Annotated in this window: 24 protein-coding genes; 10 read left to right on the top strand and 14 right to left on the bottom strand. The window is 59.6% G+C overall.

Translation table 11 applies throughout. From position 1 onward, the window contains the following. Positions 1-102 precede the first annotated feature (102 nt). The 3 genes from P775_RS14150 (at position 103) to tsf (ending at position 3,615) form a co-directional block, all read left to right on the top strand. A complete protein-coding gene (locus P775_RS14150) occupies positions 103-1,419 on the top strand; it encodes a HupE/UreJ family protein (RefSeq protein WP_245875699.1) in 1,317 nt (438 codons plus the stop codon). Positions 1,420-1,832: 413 nt separating this feature from the next. After that, positions 1,833-2,591, top strand: a complete 759-nt coding sequence (gene rpsB, locus P775_RS14145) for a 30S ribosomal protein S2 (RefSeq protein ID WP_099911589.1) — start codon at positions 1,833-1,835, stop codon at positions 2,589-2,591. Between the two features lie 148 nt (positions 2,592-2,739). Beyond that, complete coding sequence (gene tsf / locus P775_RS14140; protein ID WP_099911588.1) at positions 2,740-3,615, top strand: translation elongation factor Ts; 876 nt, start codon at positions 2,740-2,742, stop codon at positions 3,613-3,615. Between the two features lie 154 nt (positions 3,616-3,769). Here the strand turns inward: tsf and aroQ are convergent, their stop codons facing one another. Together aroQ and P775_RS14130 are read right to left on the bottom strand one after the other, a co-directional pair. Further along, a complete protein-coding gene (aroQ, locus tag P775_RS14135) occupies positions 3,770-4,213 on the bottom strand; it encodes a type II 3-dehydroquinate dehydratase (RefSeq protein WP_099911587.1) in 444 nt (147 codons plus the stop codon). A 488-nt stretch (positions 4,214-4,701) separates the two neighbouring features. Continuing rightward, positions 4,702-5,925, bottom strand: coding sequence for an acyl-CoA dehydrogenase (locus P775_RS14130; RefSeq protein ID WP_099911676.1), 1,224 nt, complete (start codon positions 5,923-5,925; stop codon positions 4,702-4,704). Between the two features lie 100 nt (positions 5,926-6,025). Here P775_RS14130 and P775_RS14125 point away from each other — a divergent pair, with 100 nt between their 5' ends. Then, entirely contained in the window at positions 6,026-6,928 is a 903-nt protein-coding gene (locus P775_RS14125) for a LysR family transcriptional regulator (protein ID WP_099911675.1), read from the top strand. A 96-nt stretch (positions 6,929-7,024) separates the two neighbouring features. Here P775_RS14125 and phoB read toward each other — a convergent pair whose 3' ends face one another. The 6 genes from phoB to P775_RS14095 all read right to left on the bottom strand — a co-directional run bounded on the left by phoB (position 7,025) and on the right by P775_RS14095 (position 13,264). After that, positions 7,025-7,714: a phosphate regulon transcriptional regulator PhoB gene (phoB, locus tag P775_RS14120; protein WP_099911586.1), complete on the bottom strand. Its 690-nt coding sequence runs from the start codon at positions 7,712-7,714 to the stop codon at positions 7,025-7,027. Between the two features lie 2 nt (positions 7,715-7,716). Further along, on the bottom strand, positions 7,717-8,478 hold the full coding sequence (phoU, locus tag P775_RS14115) for a phosphate signaling complex protein PhoU (protein ID WP_099911585.1): 762 nt from the start codon (positions 8,476-8,478) through the stop codon (positions 7,717-7,719). A 4-nt stretch (positions 8,479-8,482) separates the two neighbouring features. Then, positions 8,483-9,280: a phosphate ABC transporter ATP-binding protein PstB gene (gene pstB, locus P775_RS14110; protein ID WP_099911584.1), complete on the bottom strand. Its 798-nt coding sequence runs from the start codon at positions 9,278-9,280 to the stop codon at positions 8,483-8,485. Positions 9,281-9,321: 41 nt separating this feature from the next. Next, positions 9,322-10,686, bottom strand: coding sequence for a phosphate ABC transporter permease PstA (pstA, locus tag P775_RS14105; RefSeq protein WP_099911583.1), 1,365 nt, complete (start codon positions 10,684-10,686; stop codon positions 9,322-9,324). Further along, positions 10,683-12,146, bottom strand: a complete 1,464-nt coding sequence (gene pstC, locus P775_RS14100) for a phosphate ABC transporter permease subunit PstC (protein WP_099911582.1) — start codon at positions 12,144-12,146, stop codon at positions 10,683-10,685. The genes pstA and pstC overlap by 4 nt, the downstream gene beginning before the upstream one ends. Before the next feature lie 77 nt (positions 12,147-12,223). Beyond that, a complete protein-coding gene (locus tag P775_RS14095; protein ID WP_099911581.1) occupies positions 12,224-13,264 on the bottom strand; it encodes a substrate-binding domain-containing protein in 1,041 nt (346 codons plus the stop codon). A gap of 364 nt (positions 13,265-13,628) precedes the next feature. Between P775_RS14095 and trhA the strand changes: the two genes are divergently transcribed. Beyond that, entirely contained in the window at positions 13,629-14,273 is a 645-nt protein-coding gene (gene trhA, locus P775_RS14090; protein WP_099911580.1) for a PAQR family membrane homeostasis protein TrhA, read from the top strand. A 23-nt stretch (positions 14,274-14,296) separates the two neighbouring features. Here trhA and P775_RS14085 read toward each other — a convergent pair whose 3' ends face one another. From P775_RS14085 to P775_RS14075, 3 genes are all read right to left on the bottom strand, one after another. Beyond that, positions 14,297-14,752, bottom strand: a complete 456-nt coding sequence (locus P775_RS14085; protein WP_099911579.1) for a GNAT family N-acetyltransferase — start codon at positions 14,750-14,752, stop codon at positions 14,297-14,299. 80 nt (positions 14,753-14,832) lie between these two features. Next, complete coding sequence (locus tag P775_RS14080) at positions 14,833-15,864, bottom strand: ATP-binding protein (RefSeq protein WP_099911578.1); 1,032 nt, start codon at positions 15,862-15,864, stop codon at positions 14,833-14,835. Next, entirely contained in the window at positions 15,861-16,124 is a 264-nt protein-coding gene (locus P775_RS14075) for a hypothetical protein (RefSeq protein WP_143520913.1), read from the bottom strand. Before P775_RS14075 ends, P775_RS14080 begins: the two co-directional genes overlap by 4 nt. Positions 16,125-16,251: 127 nt before the next feature. On the opposite strand from P775_RS14075, the gene P775_RS14070 reads away from it, so the two are divergent. The 3 genes from P775_RS14070 (at position 16,252) to P775_RS14060 (ending at position 18,972) form a co-directional block, all read left to right on the top strand. Continuing rightward, positions 16,252-17,145: a PfkB family carbohydrate kinase gene (locus tag P775_RS14070; protein WP_099911576.1), complete on the top strand. Its 894-nt coding sequence runs from the start codon at positions 16,252-16,254 to the stop codon at positions 17,143-17,145. 90 nt (positions 17,146-17,235) lie between these two features. After that, positions 17,236-18,144: a pseudouridine-5'-phosphate glycosidase gene (locus tag P775_RS14065; protein ID WP_099911575.1), complete on the top strand. Its 909-nt coding sequence runs from the start codon at positions 17,236-17,238 to the stop codon at positions 18,142-18,144. 138 nt (positions 18,145-18,282) lie between these two features. Further along, on the top strand, positions 18,283-18,972 hold the full coding sequence (locus tag P775_RS14060; protein WP_099911574.1) for a DUF502 domain-containing protein: 690 nt from the start codon (positions 18,283-18,285) through the stop codon (positions 18,970-18,972). Positions 18,973-18,980: 8 nt separating this feature from the next. Here the strand turns inward: P775_RS14060 and P775_RS14055 are convergent, their stop codons facing one another. Both P775_RS14055 and P775_RS27625 read right to left on the bottom strand, forming a co-directional pair. Further along, a complete protein-coding gene (locus tag P775_RS14055) occupies positions 18,981-20,012 on the bottom strand; it encodes a patatin-like phospholipase family protein (protein ID WP_425439911.1) in 1,032 nt (343 codons plus the stop codon). Between the two features lie 80 nt (positions 20,013-20,092). Beyond that, entirely contained in the window at positions 20,093-20,323 is a 231-nt protein-coding gene (locus P775_RS27625) for a hypothetical protein (RefSeq protein ID WP_143520912.1), read from the bottom strand. Between the two features lie 210 nt (positions 20,324-20,533). Here P775_RS27625 and P775_RS14050 point away from each other — a divergent pair, with 210 nt between their 5' ends. Continuing rightward, positions 20,534-22,348, top strand: a complete 1,815-nt coding sequence (locus tag P775_RS14050) for an extracellular solute-binding protein (RefSeq protein WP_099911572.1) — start codon at positions 20,534-20,536, stop codon at positions 22,346-22,348. Between the two features lie 6 nt (positions 22,349-22,354). Then, the gene (locus P775_RS14045) at positions 22,355-22,471 is read left to right on the top strand and encodes an entericidin EcnA/B family protein (RefSeq protein WP_099911571.1); all 117 of its coding nucleotides are present in this window, start codon (positions 22,355-22,357) and stop codon (positions 22,469-22,471) included. A gap of 17 nt (positions 22,472-22,488) precedes the next feature. Here P775_RS14045 and P775_RS14040 read toward each other — a convergent pair whose 3' ends face one another. Then, on the bottom strand, positions 22,489-23,112 hold the full coding sequence (locus P775_RS14040) for a helix-turn-helix domain-containing protein (protein ID WP_099911570.1): 624 nt from the start codon (positions 23,110-23,112) through the stop codon (positions 22,489-22,491). Positions 23,113-23,168 lie beyond the last annotated feature (56 nt).

Below are 23,168 nucleotides of genomic sequence, written 5' to 3'. Positions count from 1 at the left end.
TTCCGCGGGAAATTTTCGGAAATTCTGCAGCGTGGCTCTTGAGTTGGCCGGGATTAGCGCCACAATTGCCGGCGTTGACACAGAACATGAGGGGGCGGGGCCTTGCGCGCATTTTTTACGGGTCTGGGGGTGATGCTGTTCTGGGTCTTCTGCGGCGGGTCGTTTGCAACGGCACATGAGGTGCGCCCGGCCATCGGCGACCTGAGGGTGCAGGAGGGCAGCCTGACGCTCGACATCACCTTCAATGCCGAGGCGATTGTCGCCGGTGTCGATCTGCAGGGCGTGGCAGATACCAACGACACCGCTCAGGCGGAACAGGTCGATACGCTGCGCGCGATGTCGCCAGAGGATTTTGCCGACCGGCTGCGCGCGGATGCCCGGCAGATTGCCGATGCGATCCGCGTAACCGCAGACGGGGTAGCCGTAGCGCTCGAGATGGGCAATGTTTCCGTCGATCCTGTTGGTTCCGTCGATCTGCCGCGCGACAGCTTTGGCAGCTTTACGGGGACAGTGCCCAGCGGCGCGCAGGCCCTGCAGATCACCTGGCCTGCACAATACGGCGCGCTGATCCTGCGCCAGCAGGCGGTAGAGGCACCTTATACCGGTTATCTCGACACCGGCACGCCCAGCGGGGATATCGCGCTGAGCGGCGGGGGACAGGATACGGCGAGCGAGGCCTTTCTGGGGTATATTCCCGTCGGTTTCGATCACATCCTGCCCAAGGGGCTGGATCATATCCTGTTTGTGCTGGGCCTGTTCTTTCTGTCGACCCATATCGCACCGCTGCTCTGGCAGGTGTCGGCCTTTACGCTGGCGCATACGGTGACATTGGCGCTGGGGGCTGCGGGCTGGGTCACTGTGCCGGGCAGTATCGTCGAGCCGCTGATCGCCGCCTCGATTGTCTTTGTCGCCATCGAGAACATCCTGTCAGACGGGCTGAGCCGCTGGCGGCCTTTGGTCGTCTTTCTTTTCGGGCTGTTGCACGGGTTGGGCTTTGCATCGGTTCTGGGGGACTTCGGCCTGCCGGCAGGGCAATTTGTTCCGGCGCTGATCGGGTTCAACCTGGGCGTAGAGCTGGGACAGCTCACGGTGATCGCGCTGGCCTTTTTGCTCGTTTTCGTCGCCCTGCGCGTGGACGAAAACGAGACGCCCCCGCGCACCGGGCAGCTGTTTTACGGACTACTTACTGCATGCTTTGTCGTGCTTGGCTGGTTGCTGGACGGAGCGGGCTTTGTTGCCGTCATGGGCGCCCCCGCGCCGGTGTTTTTGTGGCCACTGGCGATGATTTCAGTGTTCTGCGTTCTGGCCGCGACACATGTGGACCGCCTCGAAGCCTATCGCACCTATGTGGCGATCCCGGTTTCCGTCGGGATCGCGCTGGTTGGGGGTTACTGGTTCATCGAACGCGTCTTTCTCTGAGCCGCAGCACGCCCAACTCGCCCCGGGCGGCCTATTTAAAAAGTGAGGAAGGGCAGGGTGATCCCATGTTTCATCTGCCCGAAAATATCCCGGGGGAGTTGTCGGCACGACGACGGGGGCAGCGCCCCCTGTCCCTTTCGACGCCTCGCAACACCTCGGGCAAAGGACCGGTGGTGCACCTGCGGAAATATTGCAGCACGGGGCATGGCAATGATCGTCTGGTCTGCGCCCCGGCGCCCTTTGCCAACGACGCGCAGCTCTGGGCTTGCACCCCACCCAAAACCCCGCTATGAGCGCCCCACTTAATCCCGCAGGCGGGGTCGGGCCTTTGGGGGAGACATCCCCAAGCGTCCACCGGTTGGAGCGTCCGCTCTCACACCCCCGCCAAGGCGTAAACCGGAAAGGATAAGACCATGGCTCTTCCCGAGTTCAACATGCGTCAGCTGCTTGAAGCAGGCGTACACTTTGGCCACCAGACGCAGCGCTGGAACCCCCGTATGGGCGAGTTCATCTACGGCGCGCGCAACGGCATCCACATCATGGACCTGACGCAGACCGTTCCCATGCTGGACGCCGCGCTGAACGTCATCCGCGAGACCACCGCCAAGGGCGGTCGTGTCCTGTTCGTCGGCACCAAGCGTCAGGCGCAGCAGTCGATTGCCGACGCTGCCGAGAAATGCGCACAGTATTACATGAACCACCGCTGGCTGGGTGGCACGCTGACCAACTGGCAGACCGTGTCCAAGTCGATCGGCCGTCTCAAGCAGATCGACGAGCTGATGGAAACCGGTTCCGATGGCCTCACCAAGAAAGAGCGCCTGAACATGGAACGCGACCAGACCAAACTGCAATCCTCGCTGGGCGGGATTCGCGAAATGGGTGGCGTGCCTGACCTGCTGTTCGTCATCGACGTCAAGAAAGAAGCGCTGGCCGTTGCAGAAGCCAACAAGCTGGGCATACCGGTTGTCGCCATCGTCGACACCAACTGCTCGCCCGATGGTGTCGATTACATCATCCCCGGCAACGACGATGCGGCCCGTGCCATCTCGCTCTATTGCGATCTGGTCAGCCGTGCGGCGCTGGACGGCATGACCGCCCAGATGGGCGCTGCCGGTGTCGACATTGGGGCGCTTGAAGATGCGCCGATGGAAGAGGCCGTCGCCGAGGCATAACTGCTCGGCTGTCGCAAAAGCGACGTGCAGACCCGACTGTCGCAAAAGCGACATACAGGCATGACATGAGCGGGCAGCCCAAGAGGCTGTCCCGGGATGGCCCAGACGGGCCGTCCCCAACAGCAATTCCACACGAGGAGAGCCAGATATGGCGATCACTGCATCCCAGGTGAAAGAACTGCGCGAGATGACCGGCGCAGGCATGATGGACGCCAAGAAGGCGCTGACCGAGACCGATGGCAACTTGGACAACGCCGTTGACTGGCTGCGCACCAAGGGCCTTGCCAAGGCCGCCAAGAAGGCTGGCCGCACCGCTGCCGAGGGCCTTGTTGTCGTCGCGGTCGAAGGCAGCACCGGCGTTGCCGTCGAAGTGAACTCCGAAACCGACTTTGTCGGCAAGAATGCCGATTTCCAGAAGATGGTTGCAGGTATTTCCGCCGCCGCGGTCAAGGTTGATGACCTTGAAGCGCTGCTGGCTGCTGACATGGGCGGCAAGACCGTTCAGGACGAGATCACGTCCAAAATCGCTGTGATCGGCGAAAACATGTCGGTGCGTCGCATGTCCAAGCTGAGCGGTGACACTGTTGTGTCTTATGTGCACAACGCCGCTGCCGAAGGCATGGGCAAGATCGGTGTTCTGGTTGCGATGACCGGTGGTGACGAAGCGTTTGGTCGTCAGGTTGCGATGCACATCGCGGCTGCCAATCCGGCCTCGCTGTCCGAAGCGGACCTTGACCCGGCCGTGGTCGAAAAAGAGCGTCAGATCCAGATCGAAATCGCACGTGAATCGGGCAAGCCGGACGCCGTCATCGAAAAGATGATTGTGGGCCGCATGGCAAAGTTCATGGGTGAAGTCACGCTGCTGGGTCAGGCATTTGTCGTCAACCCCGACCTGACCGTTGCTGCAGCCGCCAAGGAAGCTGGCGCTGAAATAACCGGTTTTGTTCGTCTTGAAGTTGGCGAAGGCATCGAAAAGCACGTTGAAGATTTTGCGGCCGAAGTGGCAAAAACTGCCAGGGGCTAAAGCTATCGGGCAGGGGGCCTGAACCTCTGCCGGTCTTTTTTGGAATGCGCGCTGCACAGATGTGTCAGCGCGCATTTTCGTTGCTGATCCAGGCAATATCGAGCTGCAGGATTGTATGGTGTCAGCCAGGCGCCAGCGGCGATGGCGCGCGACGTCAGGCGATCCCTTCGAGGTGACTGTAGAGCGCATCCATCGCCAGTGTGTATCCGCGCGCGCCAAAGCCGCAGATCAATCCGATCGCAACGGGCGAAATATAGGACAGATGCCGATAGCTTTCGCGCGCGTGAATATTGGACAGATGCAGTTCGATCACCGGCACCTCAGCCGAACGGATCGCATCCATCAGGGCGATCGACGTGTGGGTATAGGCGCCGGCATTGAGGATGACGCCATCCTTTGTCTTGCGCGCATCGTGCAAGGCGTCGATCAGCACACCTTCATGGTTGCTCTGCGCAAATGTCAGATCGACGCCGATCTTTTGGGCATGCGCGCGGCACAGGGCTTCGATATCTGCCAGCGTGGTTGATCCGTAGATTTCGGGCTGGCGTGTGCCGAGCAGGTTGAGGTTCGGTCCGTTGAGGATCAGCATCGAGCGCATGGGGCGTCCTGTCTTTTTTGCGATAAGAGGATAAGCTAACTTTCATCTGCCCAGATGCCGGGGATCTGGGCGTGACGCAAGATGCCGTAATGGTGTCTGGCGTAGATCGATGATCCGTTCCAGCATGGTAAAACTGAACCGATGGCGCGCTTTTGCATGGAGTGCGTTTCCAATAATATTACATAATACTGATTATACGAACTAAGTGCAGCAGCGGCGCTCCTGCTGGTAAACTTTTAAAATTATCATAAAAACAGTGCGTTACAGCGTGTCTGGTTAAACTTGGATCGGATATGCGCGGCCTGTTCCTTTGGTCACACGCGGAATCGGATGCCCGTTTTCTGAGGGTATACCCGAAACGCTTTAGATGACGTTTTGAATGTCATCGCCGTGTCCGCCACCAGCTTCTTCTCTTCTGAAATACGCAAAATGCGGCGCCACATCCGGGCGCCGCAGTGCAACTCTGTCACGCGAAGGATTCTGAGTGTTCAGAAAAACGCCTGCAGGCCGGTCTGTGCCCGACCCAGGATCAGCGCATGCACGTCGTGCGTGCCCTCATAGGTGTTCACCGTCTCAAGGTTGATCATGTGACGGATCACCTGGAATTCGGCGGAAATGCCGTTGCCGCCATGCATGTCGCGCGACATCCGCGCGATATCCAGCGCCTTGCCGCAGTTGTTGCGCTTGATGAGCGAAATCATCTCGGGCGCGGCCTTGGCCTCGTCCATCAGACGACCGACACGCAAGGTGGCTTGCAGGCCCAGTGAAATCTCGGTCTGCATATCGGCGAGCTTTTTCTGGAACAGCTGTGTCTGTGCCAGCGGCTTGCCGAACTGCTTGCGGTCCAGCCCATAGCCGCGCGCAGCCTGCCAGCAGAATTCGGCCGCCCCCATAACGCCCCAGGCAATGCCGTAACGTGCCCGGTTCAGACAACCGAACGGACCTTTCAGACCCTGAACATGCGGCAGCAGCGCGTCTTCGCCGACCTCGACATTGTCCATGACAATCTCGCCTGTCACCGAGGCGCGTAATGACAGCTTGTTGCCAACTTTCGGCGCTGACAGACCCTTCATGCCTTTTTCCAGAACAAAGCCGCGGATCTTGCCGCCATGCGCTTCGGACTTGGCCCAGATCACAAAGACATCCGCGATCGGCGAGTTCGAGATCCACATCTTGGCGCCACTGATCCGGTAGCCGCTGTCGGTCTTTACTGCGCGGGTTTTCATGCCCGCCGGGTCGGATCCGGCGTCCGGCTCGGTCAGGCCAAAACAGCCGATCCATTCACCGCTGGACAGCTTGGGCAGATATTTCTGGCGCTGCTCCTCCGAGCCATAGGCATAGATCGGGTACATCACGAGGCTGGATTGCACCGACATCATCGAGCGATAACCAGAATCGACCCGCTCGATCTCGCGCGCGACCAGACCATAGGCGACGTAAGATGACCCCAGTCCGCCGTATTCCTCAGGGATAGTGATGCCCAGCAGGCCCATTTCGCCCATCTCGGCAAAGATTTCCGGGTCCACACGCTCCTCGTTGTAGGCCGAAATCACGCGTGGCTGCAGCTTCTCCTGGGCATAGGCGCGCGCACTGTCGGCGATCATCACTTCATCTTCGCTCAGCTGATCGACCAGCCGGAACGGGTCTGCCCAGTCAAAGGATCCCAGATCCGGCGCATCCTTGGGTTTCAGCTTCGGTAGGGGTGTGCTCATTTCGTTCATTTCGGGACTCCTTTGATTTTGCACAAGATAACTTGCAATTGACGCAAGTAAAATGGACATTACTGCAAGTATTCATGAGGAAAATGCATACATGTCGCTTGCGCGTCGACTTCTTCCACCACTTGCTGCCTTGCGGGCGCTCGAAGCGCTGGATCGACTTGGCAGCGCCACCGCCGCAGCTCAGGAACTCGCGCTCAGCCAAAGCGCGGTAAGCCGCCAGTTGCAAACGCTCGAAGATCATCTGGGCACGCCTCTGCTGGTTCGCGAGAAGCGCAGTTTGCGGCTGACTCCAGCGGCGCAGGACTATGCCGGAACGATCCGCGCTGCACTCAACAGCATCGCCAATGCCTCGATGGCGCTGCGGGTCAATCCGGTCGGAGGCACGCTCAGCCTTGCCATATTGCCCAGCTTCGGGATGCGCTGGCTGGTGCCCCGCCTGCCCGATTTTGCCCGCAGGCACCCGGATGTGACAATCAACATCACAACCCGGCTGAAGCCTTTCGACTTTGCCAGCGAACCCTTTGATGCGGCGATTCATTTTGGTGGAAATCTGCCCGGTACCAACAGTCTGGTGCTGATGCGCGAACAGGTGCTGCCGGTCTGTGCCCCTTCGTTGTTGCCAGAGGGGGTGGCGCGCACCGAGCGACTTGCCAAACTGCCCCTGCTGCATATCCAGACCCGGCCGGAGGCCTGGCGCGACTGGTTTCGCCTCCAGGGGGTGGATCCGGGCGCCCTGCCCGGCACGACGTTTGATCAGTTCACGACAATCATACAGGGCGCATTGCACGGGCTTGGGGTTGCGCTGCTGCCAGATTATCTGGTCGACGCTGAACTGCTGTCAGGCCAGCTGGTGCGCGCCACGCAAACTGTTCCGGTCAGCCTCGGCGCCTATCACCTGGTCTGGCCGACGGACCGACCCGCAACCCCTGCCCTGATCAAGTTCCGCGACTGGCTGAGCCTGCAGACCGAAGAAGAGGAAAATCTGCCGCGGTGATCCCGCGGTTTCATCTGCCCAAAAATATCCCGGGGGAGTCCGCCGCACGGCGGACGGGGGCAGAGCCCCCGAGACTGCAGCAAAGGCTGGGATCCGTTACCCCAGCGCGTAGCCTGCACCGCGTACGGTGCGCAGCGGATCACCGCCACCATGCTGGCACAATGCCTTACGCAGCCGTCCGATATGGACGTCAACGGTGCGTGTATCCACATAGATGTCGCGCCCCCAGACCCGGTCCAGAAGCTGTTCACGTGACCAGACCCGGCCGGGCTTTTCCATGAAGGTCGACAGCAGCCTGAATTCGGTCGGCCCCAGTTTCAGGGAATCGCCGTGACGGGTGACCCTGTGGGTTTCGGCATCCAGAACGATGTCATCGTATTCCAGACGCAGGCCCGCTGCTGCGGGCCGGGTGCGGCGCAACTGCGCGCGCACCCGGGCCATAAGCTCCACCACGGAATAGGGTTTCACCACATAGTCATCCGCCCCGGTTTCAAGCCCGCGCACCTTGTCCACCTCTTCAGACCGGGCCGAAAGCATGATCACGGGAACGCCGCGCGTTTCGGGACGAGTCTTGAGCTGGCGGCAGACCTCGATCCCGGACACGTTCGGCAGCATCCAGTCCAGCACGATGATATCGGGCTGCTCCTCTGCCACCAGCATCAGCGCCTCTTCGCCATTCTCGGCACGGGCGACGCGAAATCCTTCGGCTTCAAGATTGTAGCTCAGGACCTCGCGCTGCGCGGCCTCATCCTCGACAACCAGAACGACGGGTTGATCGGCTGACATATTCAGTCCTCATCCCTGTTGGCATCAATGCTTTCACTCTTTGCATCAACGCTGTAGCGCGGATCCGAAGAGGTCAGATCCCCTTTGGTACGCGGCTCCCCGGGCTTGGCGCCGGTGACCAGAAACACCACCTGTTCCGCGATCGATGTCACATGGTCGCCCATGCGTTCGATGTTCTTGGCAATGAAATGCAGGTGCATGCAGGCTGTGATGTTACGCGGATCTTCCAGCATGAAGGTCAGGAATTCGCGGAACAGCGTATTGTACATCTGATCGACATCGCGGTCACGCTCTATCACATCCATTGCCAGTTCTGCGTCGCGCTGGATATAGGCGTCCAGCGCATCCTTGAGCATCAGCTCGACCTCGCGCGCCATGCGGCGCAGGGCAGTGGGCGAACCCTGAATCGGCGTCAGCTGTGCCAGAACACCCGTGCGCTTGGCCATGTTCTTGGACAGATCACCGATGCGTTCAAGATTGGAGGACATGCGCATCACCGACAGGATGACCCGCAGGTCAACAGCGGTCGGCGAGCGGATGGCGATCACCCGCGCCGCTTCGTCATTCAGCTGCTCTTCGAGTGCGTCGATGGCCCTGTCGCCGAGTCGTACTTTTTCCGCCAGTTCTTCGTCGCGGGTTTCAAGCGATTTTGCCCCGTCGCTGATGGCGGCTTCGACAAGGCCACCCATCTTCATGATCTTTGCCTGAATCCCCTCAAGGTCCCGGTCAAAGGCCGAGGCGATATGCTGCGTCATGTCGGTCATGGCTCTATCCAATCCGTCCGGTAATGTAGGCTTCAGTACGCTTGTCCTGCGGGTTGGTGAAGATTTTGTCTGTCACGCCGTATTCGACAAGGTTTCCGAGGTGAAAGAAGGCGGTCTTCTGGCTTACCCGGGCGGCCTGCTGCATTGAGTGGGTCACGATCACCACCGAATATTCCTGACGCAGCTCGTCGATCAATTCCTCGACCTGAGCGGTTGCGATCGGGTCAAGCGCCGAGCAGGGTTCGTCCATCAGCAGCACTTCAGGCTCCGTGGCCACGGCGCGGGCGATGCACAGACGCTGCTGCTGGCCACCGGACAGACCGGTGCCGGGGGCATGCAGTCGGTCCTTGACCTCGTTCCAGATGGCGCCGCGCTTGAGCGCGCGTTCGACGATCTCGTCCAAGTCGGTCTTGTTCTTGGCCATGCCGTGAATGCGCGGCCCATAGGCCACGTTGTCATAAATAGACTTGGGGAACGGGTTGGGCTTTTGAAAAACCATGCCCACCTTGGCGCGCAGCTGCACGGGGTCGACACGCTTGTCATAGATGTCTTCGTTGTCGATGCGAATGTCACCTTCCACGCGGCAGATGTCGATCGTGTCGTTCATGCGGTTCAGGCAGCGTAGGAAGGTCGACTTGCCACAGCCCGACGGGCCAATGAAGGCGGTGACGGTCTTGTCTTCGATCTGGACGCTCACGTCCTTGATCGCATGGGTGTCGCCATAATAGACCTGCACGCCCGTGGCGGCGATCCTGATGTCCTTGACTTCCACGTCTCTCTCCGAATTGGGGGCGTCGTACATGGGTATACCTTTCTTGTCGGTTGCGTTCAAAGCGGCTGTTCTTACCAGCGGCGCTCAAAGCGGCGACGTAGCAGGATGGCGATGATGTTCATGATCATGAGAAACACGAGCAGGATGATGATCCCGCCCCAGGCCCGTTCGTAATAGGCCGGGTCAGCGCGCTTGGCCCATTCGTAGATCTGGGCAGGCATGGCCGAGTTCGGGGAAAGAAAGCCGCTGGCGATGCCGTCGGGATAGTTCGTGGCGATATAGCCCACCATGCCGATCAGCAGCAGCGGTGCGGTTTCCCCCAGCGCCTGAGCCAGACCAAGGATGGTGCCGGTGAGGATCCCGGGCATGGCCAGAGGCAGCACATGGTGGAATACAGACTGCATTTTGGATGCACCAACACCCAGAGCGGCGGCGCGGATCGACGGCGGAACCGAGGCAAGCGACGCACGGGTCGAGATGATGATCGTCGGAAGTGTCATCAGCGTCAGCACCAGACCACCGACCAGAGGGGCAGATTGCGGCAGATGCATGAACTGGATGAACACTGCCAGACCAAGGATACCAAACACGATGGACGGCACCGCCGCGAGGTTCGAGATATTGACCTCGATGATATCGGTGAAACGGTTTTTCTTTGCGAATTCCTCAAGATAGATCGAGGCTGCGACGCCGATGGGTAGCGAGAGCACAAGCACGACCATCATCATGAAGAACGACCCGAGGATCGAAACACCCAGACCGGCCTGTTCCGCACGGCTTTCAGAGGCATCCGCACCGGTGATGAAGTCCATGTTGAATTCGCGCGCGATGATGCCATTTGCCCTGAGGGCATCTGTCAGGTCGAGCTGTTCGACACTGATGTTCTTGTCCCGCGACACGTCCTCGCGTTTCACCCGCCCCTTGAGGTAGCCGTCAACCCTGCTTGACGCCAGAATGCGGAAATCGACTGTCTTTCCAACCAGATCCGGATTTGCCAGAACAACATCGCGCACCTGTGCAGCGGCCGAGGCAGAAATCATGTCTTTCATCGCCTTGGCGCCGTCCAGAGTCGTCTCTGCGCCGCTGGCCTGCACCGCTTTCCAGAGAGAGTCCTGGATCAGCGGGGCGTAGCCGAAGGTCGAGACACTGCTCATTTCCTCGGGATTGCGGTTGCCGGCTTTGTCGAGCTTGGCCGCGTCCAGATAAACCGGCACGTGGATGAAGGTCTGCTGAAACGCGCCGATGCCGTTGCTGAAGATTGCGGTCAGAAGGACCACCAGAAAGAAGATCCCGGCACCTATTGCCGCAAGGCCATAGGCCTTGAAGCGGCTCTCGGCGGCGTTGCGACGCTTGGTGCGTGCATCCAGGGTGATCAGCGACTTGCCCTTGGGTTTGGGCGGGTTCGCTCCGGGTGTGGCGAGGGTTGCGTCGGTCATTCGTATTGCTCCCGGTATTTCCGCACGATGTAGAGGGCAAAGACATTCAGCCCCAGTGTTATGACAAACAAGGTCATGCCCAGGGCAAAGGCCACCAGCGCCTCGGGCGAGGAAAAGTCGGCGTCGCCGGTCAGCTGGCTGACAATTTTTGCGGTGACGGTTGTCATGGCGTCAAAGGGGTTGAGTGAGAGACGGGCCGCAGCCCCTGCCCCCAGCACGACGATCATCGTCTCACCAATCGCGCGCGAGGCCGCGAGAAGGATGGCGCCGACGATCCCGGGAAGAGCTGCGGGCAGAATAACATGACGCACGGTTTCCGACTGGGTCGCGCCCAGGCCATAGGAACCGTCCCGCATGGATTGCGGTACCGAGTTGATGATGTCGTCCGACAGAGAGCTGACAAAGGGGATCAGCATGATGCCCATGACAAGACCCGCTGTCATCACGGCCGTACCTGCCTGCATCCAGCCAAACCCGCCATCACCGAAGACCGACTGAAGCATAGGGCCGACAGTCAGCAGGGCAAACAGACCATAAACGATGGTCGGGATACCGGCGAGCACTTCCAGAAGCGGTTTTGCCACCGCCCGCAGTTTCGGGCCTGCATATTCCGAGAGGTAGATCGCGGCAAAGAGACCAATCGGCACAGCCACAAGCAGCGCGATCAGCGAGATGTAGAGCGTGCCCCACAGGAGAGGCAGAATGCCAAGTTGCGAGCCGCCACCAAAGCTGGGGCTCCAAGTTAAGCCAAAGAAGAAATCGGTTGCAGGATAGCGCTGAAAAAACTGTATGGTGTTTGAGATCAGGCTGAGCACGATCCCGACGGTGGTCAGGATGGCAAGTGATGCCGCAGTGACCAAAAGCCCCAGCATGCCCTTTTCCACAACATTGCGGGCGCGATAGTCCATGTTGGACTGCATGACACCCCAGCCGCAGAAACCAAGGGCCACCAGCAGAACGACGACCGTCATCGCCAGATTGCCGACACGGCTCATCGAGCGGTACCGCTGTGCGGCGCTCATAACTTCGGAGGAGACCTCTGAACCAAGCGCGACGCCGGCCTGACCCAGACGTTCGCGCACATTGGTGAATTCCGTGCGCATGTCGTCCGCTTCGTCAGCGGAGATAAGACCGACAGAAACCGCAGTGTCTAGACCATCAGCGACCCGGCGTACGTCAGACATGACCAGCCCGAGCGTGGTATCCGCGGACACAGCCCGGTCGGGCAGCAAATCCGAAACGGTTGAATTGACGACAAATGGCTGCACAAGCAGCCACACCACAAGGACGCCCATGGCGGGCGCGATCGTCTTCATCGCAACGTTGCTGCCATAGTAGCTTGGCAGCGAATGCAGCTTGCGATTGTCCCCATCCGCGCTGGCCAGCGCCTTTAAACGTCCCAGCACAAAGCCGATTACGCCAAGCGCTACCACGATGAGAACAAGCCAGAGAGTGGGCATGGTCGCTCCGTTCGTTCTTTAAAAGAAAAAATGAAAATGGGACGGCAAAACTCGCCGCCCCCGGTAAGCCGTCTGGCTTACATGTTCGAGCCCATGACCTGCTCTTCAGTGACCATTTCCTGAGTTTTGCCCAGTTCGGGGTCAGCAACGAGGCCGTAGCTGGACAGCGGGCCGTCGGGGCCTGCGATCTCGTCCGATACGAAGAACTCGGCATATTCCTTGAGGCCCGGGATCACGCCGATATGAGCTTTCTTCACATAGAAGAACAGCGGGCGTGATACGGGGTATTCACCTGTCGAGATGGTTTCGGTCGACGGAGCGATGCCGTCCATCGTGGCGACCTTCAGCTGGTCGGTGTTGTTCTCGTAGAATGCGAGACCGAACACACCCACACCGTTGCTGTTGGAGCCGATACGGGCCAGCGTTTCGGTGTAGTCGCCGTCGATGTCGACCGACTTGCCGTCTGTACGAACGCTGATACACGCTTTTTCAGCATCTTTTTCGTCCATGCCGGAAGCAACCATGGCTTCCAGAGCGCCAGTGGCCTTGCAGCCAGCGGCAAGAACTTTTTCCTCAAACACTTCACGGGTGCCGTGCTTGGTGCCGGGGATGAAGGCCGCGATTTCGGCATCCGGAAGATCGGCGTTAAACTCGGACCAGTTGGCGTAGGTGTTGTCGACAATCTCGCCGTCCTTGACGACTTTGGTCGCCAAAGCATTGTACCAGTCGGAGGGCGTGAAGGCGGTGAAGGCCGGGCCGTTGATCTGGCTGGCGAACACGATGCCGTCATAGCCGATCTTGACCTCGATGATGTCGGTCACGCCGTTTTCGGCACAGGTCTTGAGTTCGGATTCTTTGATCGGGCGCGATGCGTTGGCAACGTCGATGGTTGCTTCGCCCACACCTTCACAGAAACGCTTGAGGCCCGAAGAAGAGCCGCCGGATTCCACAACGGGTGTCGGGAAGTCAAAGTTTTCGCCAAAGGCTTCGGCCACAATCGACGCGTAGGGCAGCACGGTCGAGGAACCGGCGACCTGCACATTGTCACGGGCGTAGGCTGCGGAAGCGGAAACGGCAGCGATCGCCAGGGCAGAGGCGGTCAGTTTCACGGTTTTCATGGATAGCTCCTGTTCGAGTCGGTATGACGATCACCGTCACGATGATCTTGCCGCCGACTTAAAGACGCGACGCTATGGTTTTGTGACGTTTGTGTAACGTTTTTATGACAGCGCTGCCGGTCATGGCGTAGTCTTGCCGACTTTGTGACTGCATGCAGGTCAAGCCATTGTTTTAAAATACGTTTGCTTATTCCCCCTCAGACTGAGATGCTTTTTGGTGGTTAAACGAGGTGCCGCATTTCTTTTGCCAACCTTGCCGTGGGATCGGGCCACCCGCGATAATGTCGCGGTCGCCGGGGTTGAGTGTGACAGATTCTTCACCAACTTCAGTCATGACGGATGCGCAAAATCATGGAGCAGACCAATGAGCTATCCAAGCTATTCCCGCTCTGAGCGGATTGCCGACGGCGCGATGCATCTGGTGGGAGTTTTGTCAGCCTGCCTTGGCGCTTTGCTGCTGGTTATTTGGTCTCTGGGCGAGGCCAATGGCTCGCAGAGGATGGCACTGGCCGTCTATGGCGCGGCGCTGGTTCTGACCTTTGCAGCTTCGGCCTGCTATCACATGACGCCATGGGAAAGCCTGCGCCCTGCCCTGCGCCGCATCGATCATGCCGCGATATACCTCAAAATTGCAGGGACCTACACGCCGCTGGTTGTGATCATCGGCTCTTTTGGATCTTATCTGGTGCTGGGTGCGGTCTGGGCACTGGCGGCCTTTGGCGTGGTGAAAAAGGTGTTTTTCTGGCGCACGCCGGGGCGCTACGACACGCTGCTCTATCTTTTCATGGGCTGGCTCAGCCTGCTGCTGATCTGGTCGCTGGTGCCGTTGGTCCCGATTACCACAATTTGGCTGATTGCTGCCGGTGGCGTGCTCTATAGCGTCGGTGTGGTGTTCCACAGCTGGAACGGGCTAAAATTCTCGAACGCGATCTGGCATGCTTTCGTGATCAGCGCCTCGGCCTGTTTTTATGGCGCCATCACGCTGGGAATGTTTCAGGCACCTGCATGACGCGCGGCATCATGTGAGGTGATTCAGTCCAGATCCAGCCGCATGGTCGCCATGCCGTTTCGTTCAGACAGGGTTTCATAGCCGGCAGAAGTATAGGCGTTCATGGCCGGTTCATTGTCCAGTTCGCACTTCAGCGTGATTGTCAGCGCCCCGAGATCGCGAGCCGCAGCTTCCACTTCGGCGGCGAGAATTCCGCCTGCCCCTCCACGCGCCTCTTGGGCGACAAAGGCATAGGTCAGATGGCGCACCTCGGGGCCTATGCCGATCCGCAGGGCGAAAAAACCGACCTCCTTGCCTGCCGAATCTATCAGATAGAACGAGGCATCATCTAGGTCCGCCAGCCATTTTTCGTGCCATTCCAAGGGATCGAACGGGAATTTAGCATTTGGATTGACCAGCGCCAGATCCGCCTCGTCCGTCAGAATCCGGGACAGGGGAACAAGGTCAACGGGCAGGTTCGGGCGGGCAGTCAGGGGCATGATCTGATCTCCGTCTGAAAAAAAGATGAAGCCAGAATTTCACAGAGCGCCGGTGCGCGCAACCAGATCCCCAAACAACGTCAGACTGGCAGGATCACCTTGAACACGCTGCCCTTGCCCAAGGTGCTGTCTACCTGCAGCCGCCCGCGGTGCCGGGTCACGATATGCTTGACGATGGCCAGACCCAAACCGGTTCCGCCCTTTTCCCGGCTGCGGTGATTGTCCACGCGATAGAACCGTTCGGTCAGGCGCGGCAGATGAATCGGATCAATGCCGGGTCCGCTGTCGCGCACCTCAAGAGTAACCCCCTCGCCGCGCACCTTGGGTTCATAGCCCGGGACCGAGAGGCGGATGACGACGTCAGAACCGCGTCCGGAATATTTGATCGCGTTTTCCACCAGGTTGGTCAGAACCTGACGCAGCTGATCGGAATCTCCGGTCATCTCGAACGGCTCGGGCAGGTCTGTCTTCACAAGAACCCCAGCCTCGGCGGCGAGCGGCGCGAGCCCATGGACGGTCGAGTCAACCAGCTCGCCAAGGTCGAGCCGTTCGGTCGGGCGGACACGTTCATCCTGTTCGACCCTGCTGAGAGACAGCAGATCCCCGACCAGACGGTTCATGCGCCCCGCCTCGCTTTCCATGATGTTCAGAAACCGTTCGCGCGCTGCGGGATCGTCGCGCGCGGGGCCTTTCAGTGTTTCGATGAACCCCATAAGCGCCGTCAGCGGCGTGCGCAGTTCATGGCTGACATTGGCGACAAAGTCGCGGCGCATCTGCACGGCCTGTTCCAGATGTGTCACATCCTCGAACACCACCAGCGCGCCTGGCCCCTGCGCGAGCGGCACCGCGCGGCAGGACACCTGAAATGTGGTATCCTGCCGTCCGTCATTGGTCAGGTAGCGCGACTGGCGCGGCTTGCCGTCGCGTAACGTCGCCTCGATTGCATCTAGCAGCGCTGGCTGACGCAGGGCGGTTATGAAGTGCCGCCCTCGAATCCCTTCCCCCAGCAGGCGGTGTGCGGCTTCGTTCGCGCCCTCGATCCGCTCGTCCCGGCGGATCATCACCGCCGGTAGCGGCAGCGCGTCGATCACGGATTGCGGGGTGAAGCTCATCCTGCGGCCAAAGCGGCACGCAGACAGTCGTCAAAGGATGCCAACAAGACGTCGGTGTCCTGAGGGCGTGCGAAACCTGCGCAGATTTCCTGCTTTTCCTGTGCGTACCCGCCAAGTGTGTTGCGGCAATCCAAGGCATCCGGCCTGTCGCTGACACATGTAAAGTCGCTGACACAGGCCAAAGAGGGTCTGAACGGCATGACCATGAGAGTTGCAGCGCTGATCGCCATACTGACAGGGCGCATCAATGTGTGTGTCATATCCGGGCTCCTTGCCGTTTGCGCAACTGGTGGCACAAGCCCTGCTGCGGGGCAAGAGCACGGGACCTTGGATGTTCCCGCAACAGATGCTCTTGCGCGCGCGCTATATCCGCGCCAAAACCGCTTGATGACCAAGTCCCCCGATATCCTTTGCATTGGTTCTGTCCTTTGGGATGTGATCGGCCGCTCAGCCAGTGTCATGGCGCGCGGCAGCGATGTGCCCGGCCGCATCATTCGCCTGCCCGGCGGTGTGGCGCTGAACATCGCGATGACGCTTGTGCGCTTTGGCTTGCGTCCCGGTCTGCTGTCGTCGGTTGGCCGTGATGCCGAAGGGGACGAGCTGACCAAGGCCTGTGCACATCTGGGGCTGGACACGACGTATTTGTATCGCTCCGAAGATCTGCCGACGGATCGTTACATGGCGGTCGAGGGTGCAAATGGTCTGATCGCCGCCATCGCTGATGCCCATTCTCTGGAGGCTGCGGGTGCCAAGATCCTGCGCCCTTTGATTGATGGTCCGCTGGGCAGCGCGGCCGCGCCCTACCCTGGTCCCGTCGCGCTGGATGGCAATCTGACCGAATCCCTTCTGGATGACATTGCCCGCAGCCCGGCCTTTTGCGCGGCCGACCTTCGAATTGCCCCGGCATCGCCCGGCAAGGCAGAACGTTTGCTGCCCTTCCTACGCTCTGGGCGTGGCACGCTTTACGTCAATCTCGAAGAGGCTGGCCTGCTGTGTCAAACCCGCTTTGACACAGCGCCCGAGGCGGCTGCGGCCCTGCTGGCCCGGGGGGCGGCGCGGGCGCTTGTGACCGATGGCGGCGAGATCACTTGTGACGGCCACCGCGACGGCATCCTGTCCCGGCGCCCGCCCGAGGTGCTGGTGACGCGGGTGACCGGGGCCGGTGATACCTTTATGGCGGCGCATATTGCAGCGGAACTGTGTGGCGCGGATCGCGATACGGCGCTGTCAAAGGCGCTGACGGCAGCGGCGGCCTATGTGTCGGGCGACACACCGTCCTGACAGGGACCTGCAACGATCCGCCACCTCGACATTCCCACACAAACCGGGCTATCCCCGCGCAATTGCTGCCTGTCGATGAAAGGACTCCTTATGCCGCTGTTCCATCTCTCTCCTGCCGTCGCCGCAGCCCTGTCGGAAAAGCGCCCGGTTGTGGCGCTTGAATCCACGATCATCACCCATGGAATGCCCTGGCCGCAGAACCTTGAAGTGGCTCGCAAGATCGAAGCCACCGTGCGCGAAAATGGTGCCGAACCCGCCACAATCGCAGTAATCGACGGGCGGCTGTGCATAGGTCTGGAAGATGCTCAGATTGAGGCGCTTGCCCAGGCGCGCGGTGTGGCCAAGCTGAGCCGTGCTGACATGGCCGTCTGCATGGCTGAGGGCCGCACCGGTGCGACAACCGTTGCCGCGACGATGATTGCCGCACAGCTGGCAGGCATCCAGGTCTTTGCCACTGGCGGGATCGGCGGCGTGCACAAGGGCGCCGAATCGTCCTTTGATATTTCTGCTGACTTGCGCGAACTGGCCCAGACAGCCGTCACCGTCGTCGCCGCTGGCGCCAAGGCCATCCTCGATCTGCCCAAGACGCTTGAAGTGCTGGAAACCCTTGGCGTGCCGGTCATTGCCTATGGGCAGGACCAGTTGCCGGCCTTCTGGTCGCGCTCCGCAGGTCTGCGGGCACCGCTGCGGATGGATTCGGCCTCCGCGATTGCCCGGGCACACCGCATGCGCGGCGCGCTGGGCCTGCCGGGTGGTCAGCTGATCGCCAACCCGATCCCCGAAGCGGCTGAAATCGCGCGTGCAGAATTGACGCCTGTCATCGCAAAGGCGACGCAGGACGCGGTGGACCACGGCATCAGCGGCAAGGATCTGACACCCTACCTGCTGCAGCGCATCTATGAGCTGACAGAGGGGCGTTCTCTGGAAGCCAATATCGCGCTGGTGCTGAACAACGCACGCCTTGGCGCAGAAATCGCCTGCGAACTGGTCAAGGACTGACGCTGCAGCGACCGCAGAGACAACAGGATGCACGTGAATTAACCAATTGCCGGGTTCGCGCGCATCCTCGGCCCTCTCGGCCATTGTAGTAGGCGGTATGAGCTCCTAGATTGCGCCCAAATCGATGAAAGTCTGCGCATGAAAACTCCCTTCGATCCGACCTCGAACAGGCGTCCAGGACTGCTGGCCAAACTCCGCGCGAGCTTTCTGACCGGGCTTGTGGTGATCGCACCCGTTGGACTGACGATCTGGCTGATCTGGACGGTTATTGGCTGGATTGACGGTTTCGTGTTGCCGCTCGTGCCGTCCCGTTTCAACCCGGAACTTTATATCGGCATCAACCTGCGCGGCATCGGGGTCATTTTCTTTCTGGTGTTCACCGTCGCTGTCGGCTGGATTGCAAAGGGTCTGATCGGGCGCTCACTGATCCGGTTTGCCGAAAGCCTTGTCAATCGCATGCCGGTGGTCCGCTCGATCTACAGCGGCGTGAAGCAGATCGCCGAAACGGTGTTCCAACAAACTGAAAGCAGCTTTGAAAAGGCTTGTCTTGTCCAGTATCCGAGCAAAGGGATCTGGGCCATCGGCTTTGTTTCGACCCAAGCGCGCGGTGAGATTGCACAACGGGCTGTGGTGGGGGGCACTCTGATGTCGATCTTCGTGCCGACAACACCCAACCCGACCTCGGGCTTTCTTTTGTTCTTCCCGTCCGAAGATGTGATCGAGCTTGATATGACCATCGAAGATGCGGCGAAGCTGGTGATTTCGGCAGGTCTTGTCTATCCCAACGCCAAGGATCCAAGCAAACCTCTGGCGCGTCTGGTCTCCTGACCTCTGGTCTAGCCGAATTTGGCACGCAGATCGGCGGTCTGGCGAATGTTCAGATCCTTGCGGTGATCCTTCAGAAAGCTGCCCGCAGCGCGCCGACCGGCCGCTTTCAGCTGGGCCAGCACCGACGGGATCGGGATTGATTTGGTGGCGACCGAAAGAGCGTTCATCAGCTCGTCATCAGCAATCATGTGCACCAGTACCTTCTTCATCGCCCCCTCGGGCAAGGTGCCCTGCCCCAGCAACCTTTGCACGAATTCGATGGCCCGCAATTCGCGCAGAAGTGATGAGTTGAAGCTGATCTCATTAATCCGGTTCTGGATCTCGGTCGCGGTGACCGGCACATGATCGCGTACAATCGGATTTATGTTGATCACCATGATGTCATCCGGCAAATGCCGCGCGAACAGCGGGAACAGCGCCGGGTTGCCCGTATAACCGCCATCCCAGAATGCCTCGCTTACGCCGGTTTCCGGATCTTCGACTTCGACCGCCTGGAACAGCGTCGGCAGGCAGGCCGATGCCATGATCGCCTGAGTGGTGATCCTGTCACGGCTAAACACCCGCACCTTGCCATCGCGCACATTGGTTGCACAGATGTGCAGCTCTGGCCCCGCTTCGGAACAGACCTTGTCAAAGGTGAACCGGCTGACGATCCGTTCCAGCGGATTGCGGTAGAGTGGCCCCCAGACGTAGGGCGAGAGGCTGCGCCCAAGCGTGTCCCCAAGCAGGTAGGGCAGAGACATGGACAGGCTCTGGCTGACAAAAGACGGATCGGGCAGCCAGGCGTTCAGCCATTCGGGCAGACCGGGATGTTCGATGGCGCCGATCTCGCCCCAAAGCCAGTCCAGATTGCGGCGTGCGCCTTCGGCGCCTCCCTCCATCATCCCGGCCTTTAGCGCCGCGCCGTTCAGAGCCCCGGCAGAGGTACCGGAAATCGCCGCGATCTCGATCCCGTCATCTTCCAAGATCCGGTCGAGCACACCCCAAGTGAACGCGCCATGCGCGCCGCCTCCTTGCAAGGCCAGATTGATCCGCTTTATGTCAGCTTTGCCCACGGTTTTTCCTCTTCTCTTTTTAAATTCGCCGGGGGTATGGGGGCTGGCCCCCGCTGCGTCACCCATCAAAGGGTGGAACCGTCCCCATCCAAGCGGATCGTCGTGGTAGAGCGCCCCAGTTCGCGGGCGATTCCCGCCCTGATTCCCCTTTGGGAGTCGGAGAAATAGACGGCTTTGCCCTGCAACTTCATACTGGCATCTTCCAAAAATTTATGCAGGTGCAGCATAACACTCTGCCTCAATAAAATAAGGTCTTTTTCTAGATAAATTCTTTCGTCAAGTCCAGTTTTGTTCAATATATTGTGTTCTCGAAGCCAAAAAAAACGCCCGCACAAGGCGGGCGCTAAGTTATTGAGGCAGGTTTCATACAGGCAAGAAACCTATCGAGCAGTAGGTTATGTATAAGCCCTTATCCGCCGTCGGCCAAGCTAAAAGTTTGAAAAGAGAAGAATCCTGCGATATTCAAAGCTTAACCAAATATAGAGCAGTCAGGAATTTTCGCCCAAATGGCCAAAGGGTTTTTCTCAATCGCGCGACACACTTGCACCGGGTTCCTGCTGTTCTGCATCGGCTCTGCCCTGAGTGCAGATCCGCAGCAAGGCATAGCTATGTATGGCGACCCTGCCCTGCCACAGGATTTTGTGTCGCTGCCCTATGCCAATCCTGATGCGCCGAAAGGCGGGCGCATTGTGATGGGCGAGGTTGGCAGTTTTGACAGCATCAATCCGCATATCCTGAAAGGCACCGTGCCCTGGCAGTTAGCATCCTTGGGATACGAGTCCCTGATGGGGCGATCCTGGGACGAGCCCTTCACGCTCTACGGTCTGTTGGCCGAATCGATCGAGGTTGGCCCGAATCGCGAATGGGCCGAATTCACCCTGCGGCCCGAGGCGGCATTTTCGGACGGATCGCCCGTTACGATCGAGGATGTGATGTGGTCCTACACGACGCTGGGCACCAAGGGGCACCCGCGCTATGCCGGGACCTGGTCCATGGTAAAGACGATGGAACAGACCGGGCCGCGTTCTGTACGCTTCACCTTCAACGTCGAGGATCGGGAACTGGCGCTGATCATCGGCATGCGACCGATCCTGAAAAAGGCCCAATGGGAGGGGCGTGATTTCGCGGCTTCTGGCATCGACATGATCCCCATCGGCACCTCGCCCTATGTCATCGACAGCTTCGAAGCGGGGCGATATGTATCGCTCAAGCGCAATCCCGATTACTGGGGCCGCGATCTGCCCTTCATGGCAGGACAAGCCAATCTGGACGAGATCCGGATGGAGTTTTACGGTGACAGCCAGGTGATGTTCGAGGCCTTCAAGGCCGGTCAGCTGAATTCCCTGCGCGAAAACAATGCCGAAAAGTGGGACCGCCAGTATAATTTCCCGGCTGTGGAACGCGGTGATGTGGTCAAATCGGTGATCCCGCATCAGCGCCCCTCCGGCATGACGGGCTTTGTTATGAACACCCGCCGGGATGTGTTCAAGGACTGGCGCGTACGCGACGCTATGATACATGCCTTCAACTTTGAATTTATCAACGAAACCATGACCGGCGGCAGACAGCCCCGGATCACCTCCTACTTCTCGAATTCCGTACTGGGCATGGACGCTGGCCCCGCGACCGGCCGGGTTGCAGAGCTGCTGGCCCCGTATTCGGATCAGCTCTTGCCCGGCGCGATGGAGGGGTATTCGCTACCTGTCGGGGACGGCAGCCTGCGCAACCGGGCCAATCTGCACAAGGCGATGGATCTGATGGAGCAGGCAGGATGGCGGATCGAACAAGGCCGGATGGTAAGCGGCGATGGTCGCCCCTTTGCCTTTAACATCCTCCTGCCGCAGGGCATGACAGAGGAGCAGTCAGTGATCGACCTTTATATCCGCGCGCTCGAACGGATGGGGATCACCCCGACGGTCACCACCATCGACCCGGCGCAGTTTCAGGAACGCACCAACCAGTATGATTTCGACATGACCTACTATCGCCGTGGACTGTCGCTAAGCCCGGGGAACGAGCAGAAACTGTACTGGGGCGCTCAGGGGGTTACGGAGCCAGGGTCGCGCAACCTCATGGGCATGAACTCTCCCGCGGCAGAAGGGCTGATTGATGTGTTGCTCAACGCGCGGGATCGCGACGACTTTGTAGCTGCCACAAAGGCCCTTGACCGGGTCCTGACCACGGGGCGGTATGTGATTCCGATTTACCAGTGGAATGTGAGTCGAATTGCGCATGTAAAAGAATTGAAATTTCCAGACAGATTGCCGATATACGGCGACTGGTCCGGATGGCATCCGGATGTTTGGTGGTATGAGGACTGAGAACAGATGTTCAGGAAAATGACGGCGCTGGTGCTTTTGACGCTTCTGGCAGGGTGCGGTACAGTGGATGGCGTGGGGCAGGATATCTCAAGCGGTTCACGCACGGTGCAGACCTGGTTCTAGTGCTGGTCGGGGCAGTCTCAGACCAGTGAGGTGACCCAGAGGATCGTTGCATCTTCTTCGCTGACTGAGATCACGTTGTGGCCCATGGTGGCGTCGTAATAGGCGCTATCGCCACGGCGCATTTCGATGGATTCGTAAAATTCGGTGTAAAGCCTGATTACCCCGGTCAGCACATATAGAAATTCCTCGCCATCGTGACGCACCCAGCCGTCGAATTCGTCCATGCTGCGCGCCCGGATGCGGGCGCGATACGGCACCATCTGCTTTTTGGTCAGCATCTCGCCCAGCAGTTCATGTTCATAGGTTGTGGTCGCCAGATGTGTTCCGGCCCCGGCCTTGGTCACACCCAGCCGACCATTGACCTGTTCGCGTTGTGGCGGCGTGAACAATTGCGGAACCGAGATTTGCAGCCCCACCGCCAGCTTCTTGAGCGCGTCATAGGTCGGTGACATCTGGCCGTTTTCGATCTTGGACAGAGTCGAGCGCGCAAGCCCTGCCTGACGCGCCGCTTGTTCCAGCGTCCAGTTGCGCGCTTTGCGCAGCTCGCGCACCCGCGTGCCAAGGTTCAGCGGTTCTGCGCTTTCTTCTGTCCCGGAGTCACGGGTGAGTCGGATCGGGGATTTTGGCTCGTGTGTCTTCATGTAAATCTCATAGGCTGGGTTGCGCAGGCTTGCAAGAATCCTGGCTGCGGCGTAAG

The sequence above is a fragment of the Puniceibacterium antarcticum genome (genome assembly GCF_002760615.1).
In the GTDB taxonomy this organism is placed as follows: Bacteria; Pseudomonadota; Alphaproteobacteria; order Rhodobacterales; family Rhodobacteraceae; genus Puniceibacterium; species Puniceibacterium antarcticum.
This window is presented reverse-complemented; position numbering and strand designations above follow the sequence as displayed.

What these genes read in the sequence shown, in the direction of transcription:
- P775_RS14070 (WP_099911576.1), top strand. Translation starts at nt 16,252, where the DNA reads ATGACCAAGTCCCCCGATATCCTTTGCATTGGTTCTGTCCTTTGGGAT.
- rpsB (WP_099911589.1), top strand. Translation starts at nt 1,833, where the DNA reads ATGGCTCTTCCCGAGTTCAACATGCGTCAGCTGCTTGAAGCAGGCGTA.
- phoB (WP_099911586.1), bottom strand. Translation starts at nt 7,714, where the DNA reads ATGTCAGCCGATCAACCCGTCGTTCTGGTTGTCGAGGATGAGGCCGCG.
- P775_RS14130 (WP_099911676.1), bottom strand. Translation starts at nt 5,925, where the DNA reads ATGAGCACACCCCTACCGAAGCTGAAACCCAAGGATGCGCCGGATCTG.
- P775_RS14040 (WP_099911570.1), bottom strand. Translation starts at nt 23,112, where the DNA reads ATGAAGACACACGAGCCAAAATCCCCGATCCGACTCACCCGTGACTCC.
- P775_RS14060 (WP_099911574.1), top strand. Translation starts at nt 18,283, where the DNA reads ATGAAAACTCCCTTCGATCCGACCTCGAACAGGCGTCCAGGACTGCTG.
- P775_RS14065 (WP_099911575.1), top strand. Translation starts at nt 17,236, where the DNA reads ATGCCGCTGTTCCATCTCTCTCCTGCCGTCGCCGCAGCCCTGTCGGAA.
- pstA (WP_099911583.1), bottom strand. Translation starts at nt 10,686, where the DNA reads ATGACCGACGCAACCCTCGCCACACCCGGAGCGAACCCGCCCAAACCC.
- phoU (WP_099911585.1), bottom strand. Translation starts at nt 8,478, where the DNA reads ATGACCGACATGACGCAGCATATCGCCTCGGCCTTTGACCGGGACCTT.
- aroQ (WP_099911587.1), bottom strand. Translation starts at nt 4,213, where the DNA reads ATGCGCTCGATGCTGATCCTCAACGGACCGAACCTCAACCTGCTCGGC.
- pstB (WP_099911584.1), bottom strand. Translation starts at nt 9,280, where the DNA reads ATGTACGACGCCCCCAATTCGGAGAGAGACGTGGAAGTCAAGGACATC.
- P775_RS14125 (WP_099911675.1), top strand. Translation starts at nt 6,026, where the DNA reads ATGTCGCTTGCGCGTCGACTTCTTCCACCACTTGCTGCCTTGCGGGCG.
- P775_RS14095 (WP_099911581.1), bottom strand. Translation starts at nt 13,264, where the DNA reads ATGAAAACCGTGAAACTGACCGCCTCTGCCCTGGCGATCGCTGCCGTT.
- P775_RS14050 (WP_099911572.1), top strand. Translation starts at nt 20,534, where the DNA reads ATGGCCAAAGGGTTTTTCTCAATCGCGCGACACACTTGCACCGGGTTC.
- P775_RS14045 (WP_099911571.1), top strand. Translation starts at nt 22,355, where the DNA reads ATGTTCAGGAAAATGACGGCGCTGGTGCTTTTGACGCTTCTGGCAGGG.
- P775_RS14085 (WP_099911579.1), bottom strand. Translation starts at nt 14,752, where the DNA reads ATGCCCCTGACTGCCCGCCCGAACCTGCCCGTTGACCTTGTTCCCCTG.
- pstC (WP_099911582.1), bottom strand. Translation starts at nt 12,146, where the DNA reads ATGCCCACTCTCTGGCTTGTTCTCATCGTGGTAGCGCTTGGCGTAATC.
- P775_RS14075 (WP_143520913.1), bottom strand. Translation starts at nt 16,124, where the DNA reads ATGACACACACATTGATGCGCCCTGTCAGTATGGCGATCAGCGCTGCA.
- tsf (WP_099911588.1), top strand. Translation starts at nt 2,740, where the DNA reads ATGGCGATCACTGCATCCCAGGTGAAAGAACTGCGCGAGATGACCGGC.
- trhA (WP_099911580.1), top strand. Translation starts at nt 13,629, where the DNA reads ATGAGCTATCCAAGCTATTCCCGCTCTGAGCGGATTGCCGACGGCGCG.
- P775_RS14080 (WP_099911578.1), bottom strand. Translation starts at nt 15,864, where the DNA reads ATGAGCTTCACCCCGCAATCCGTGATCGACGCGCTGCCGCTACCGGCG.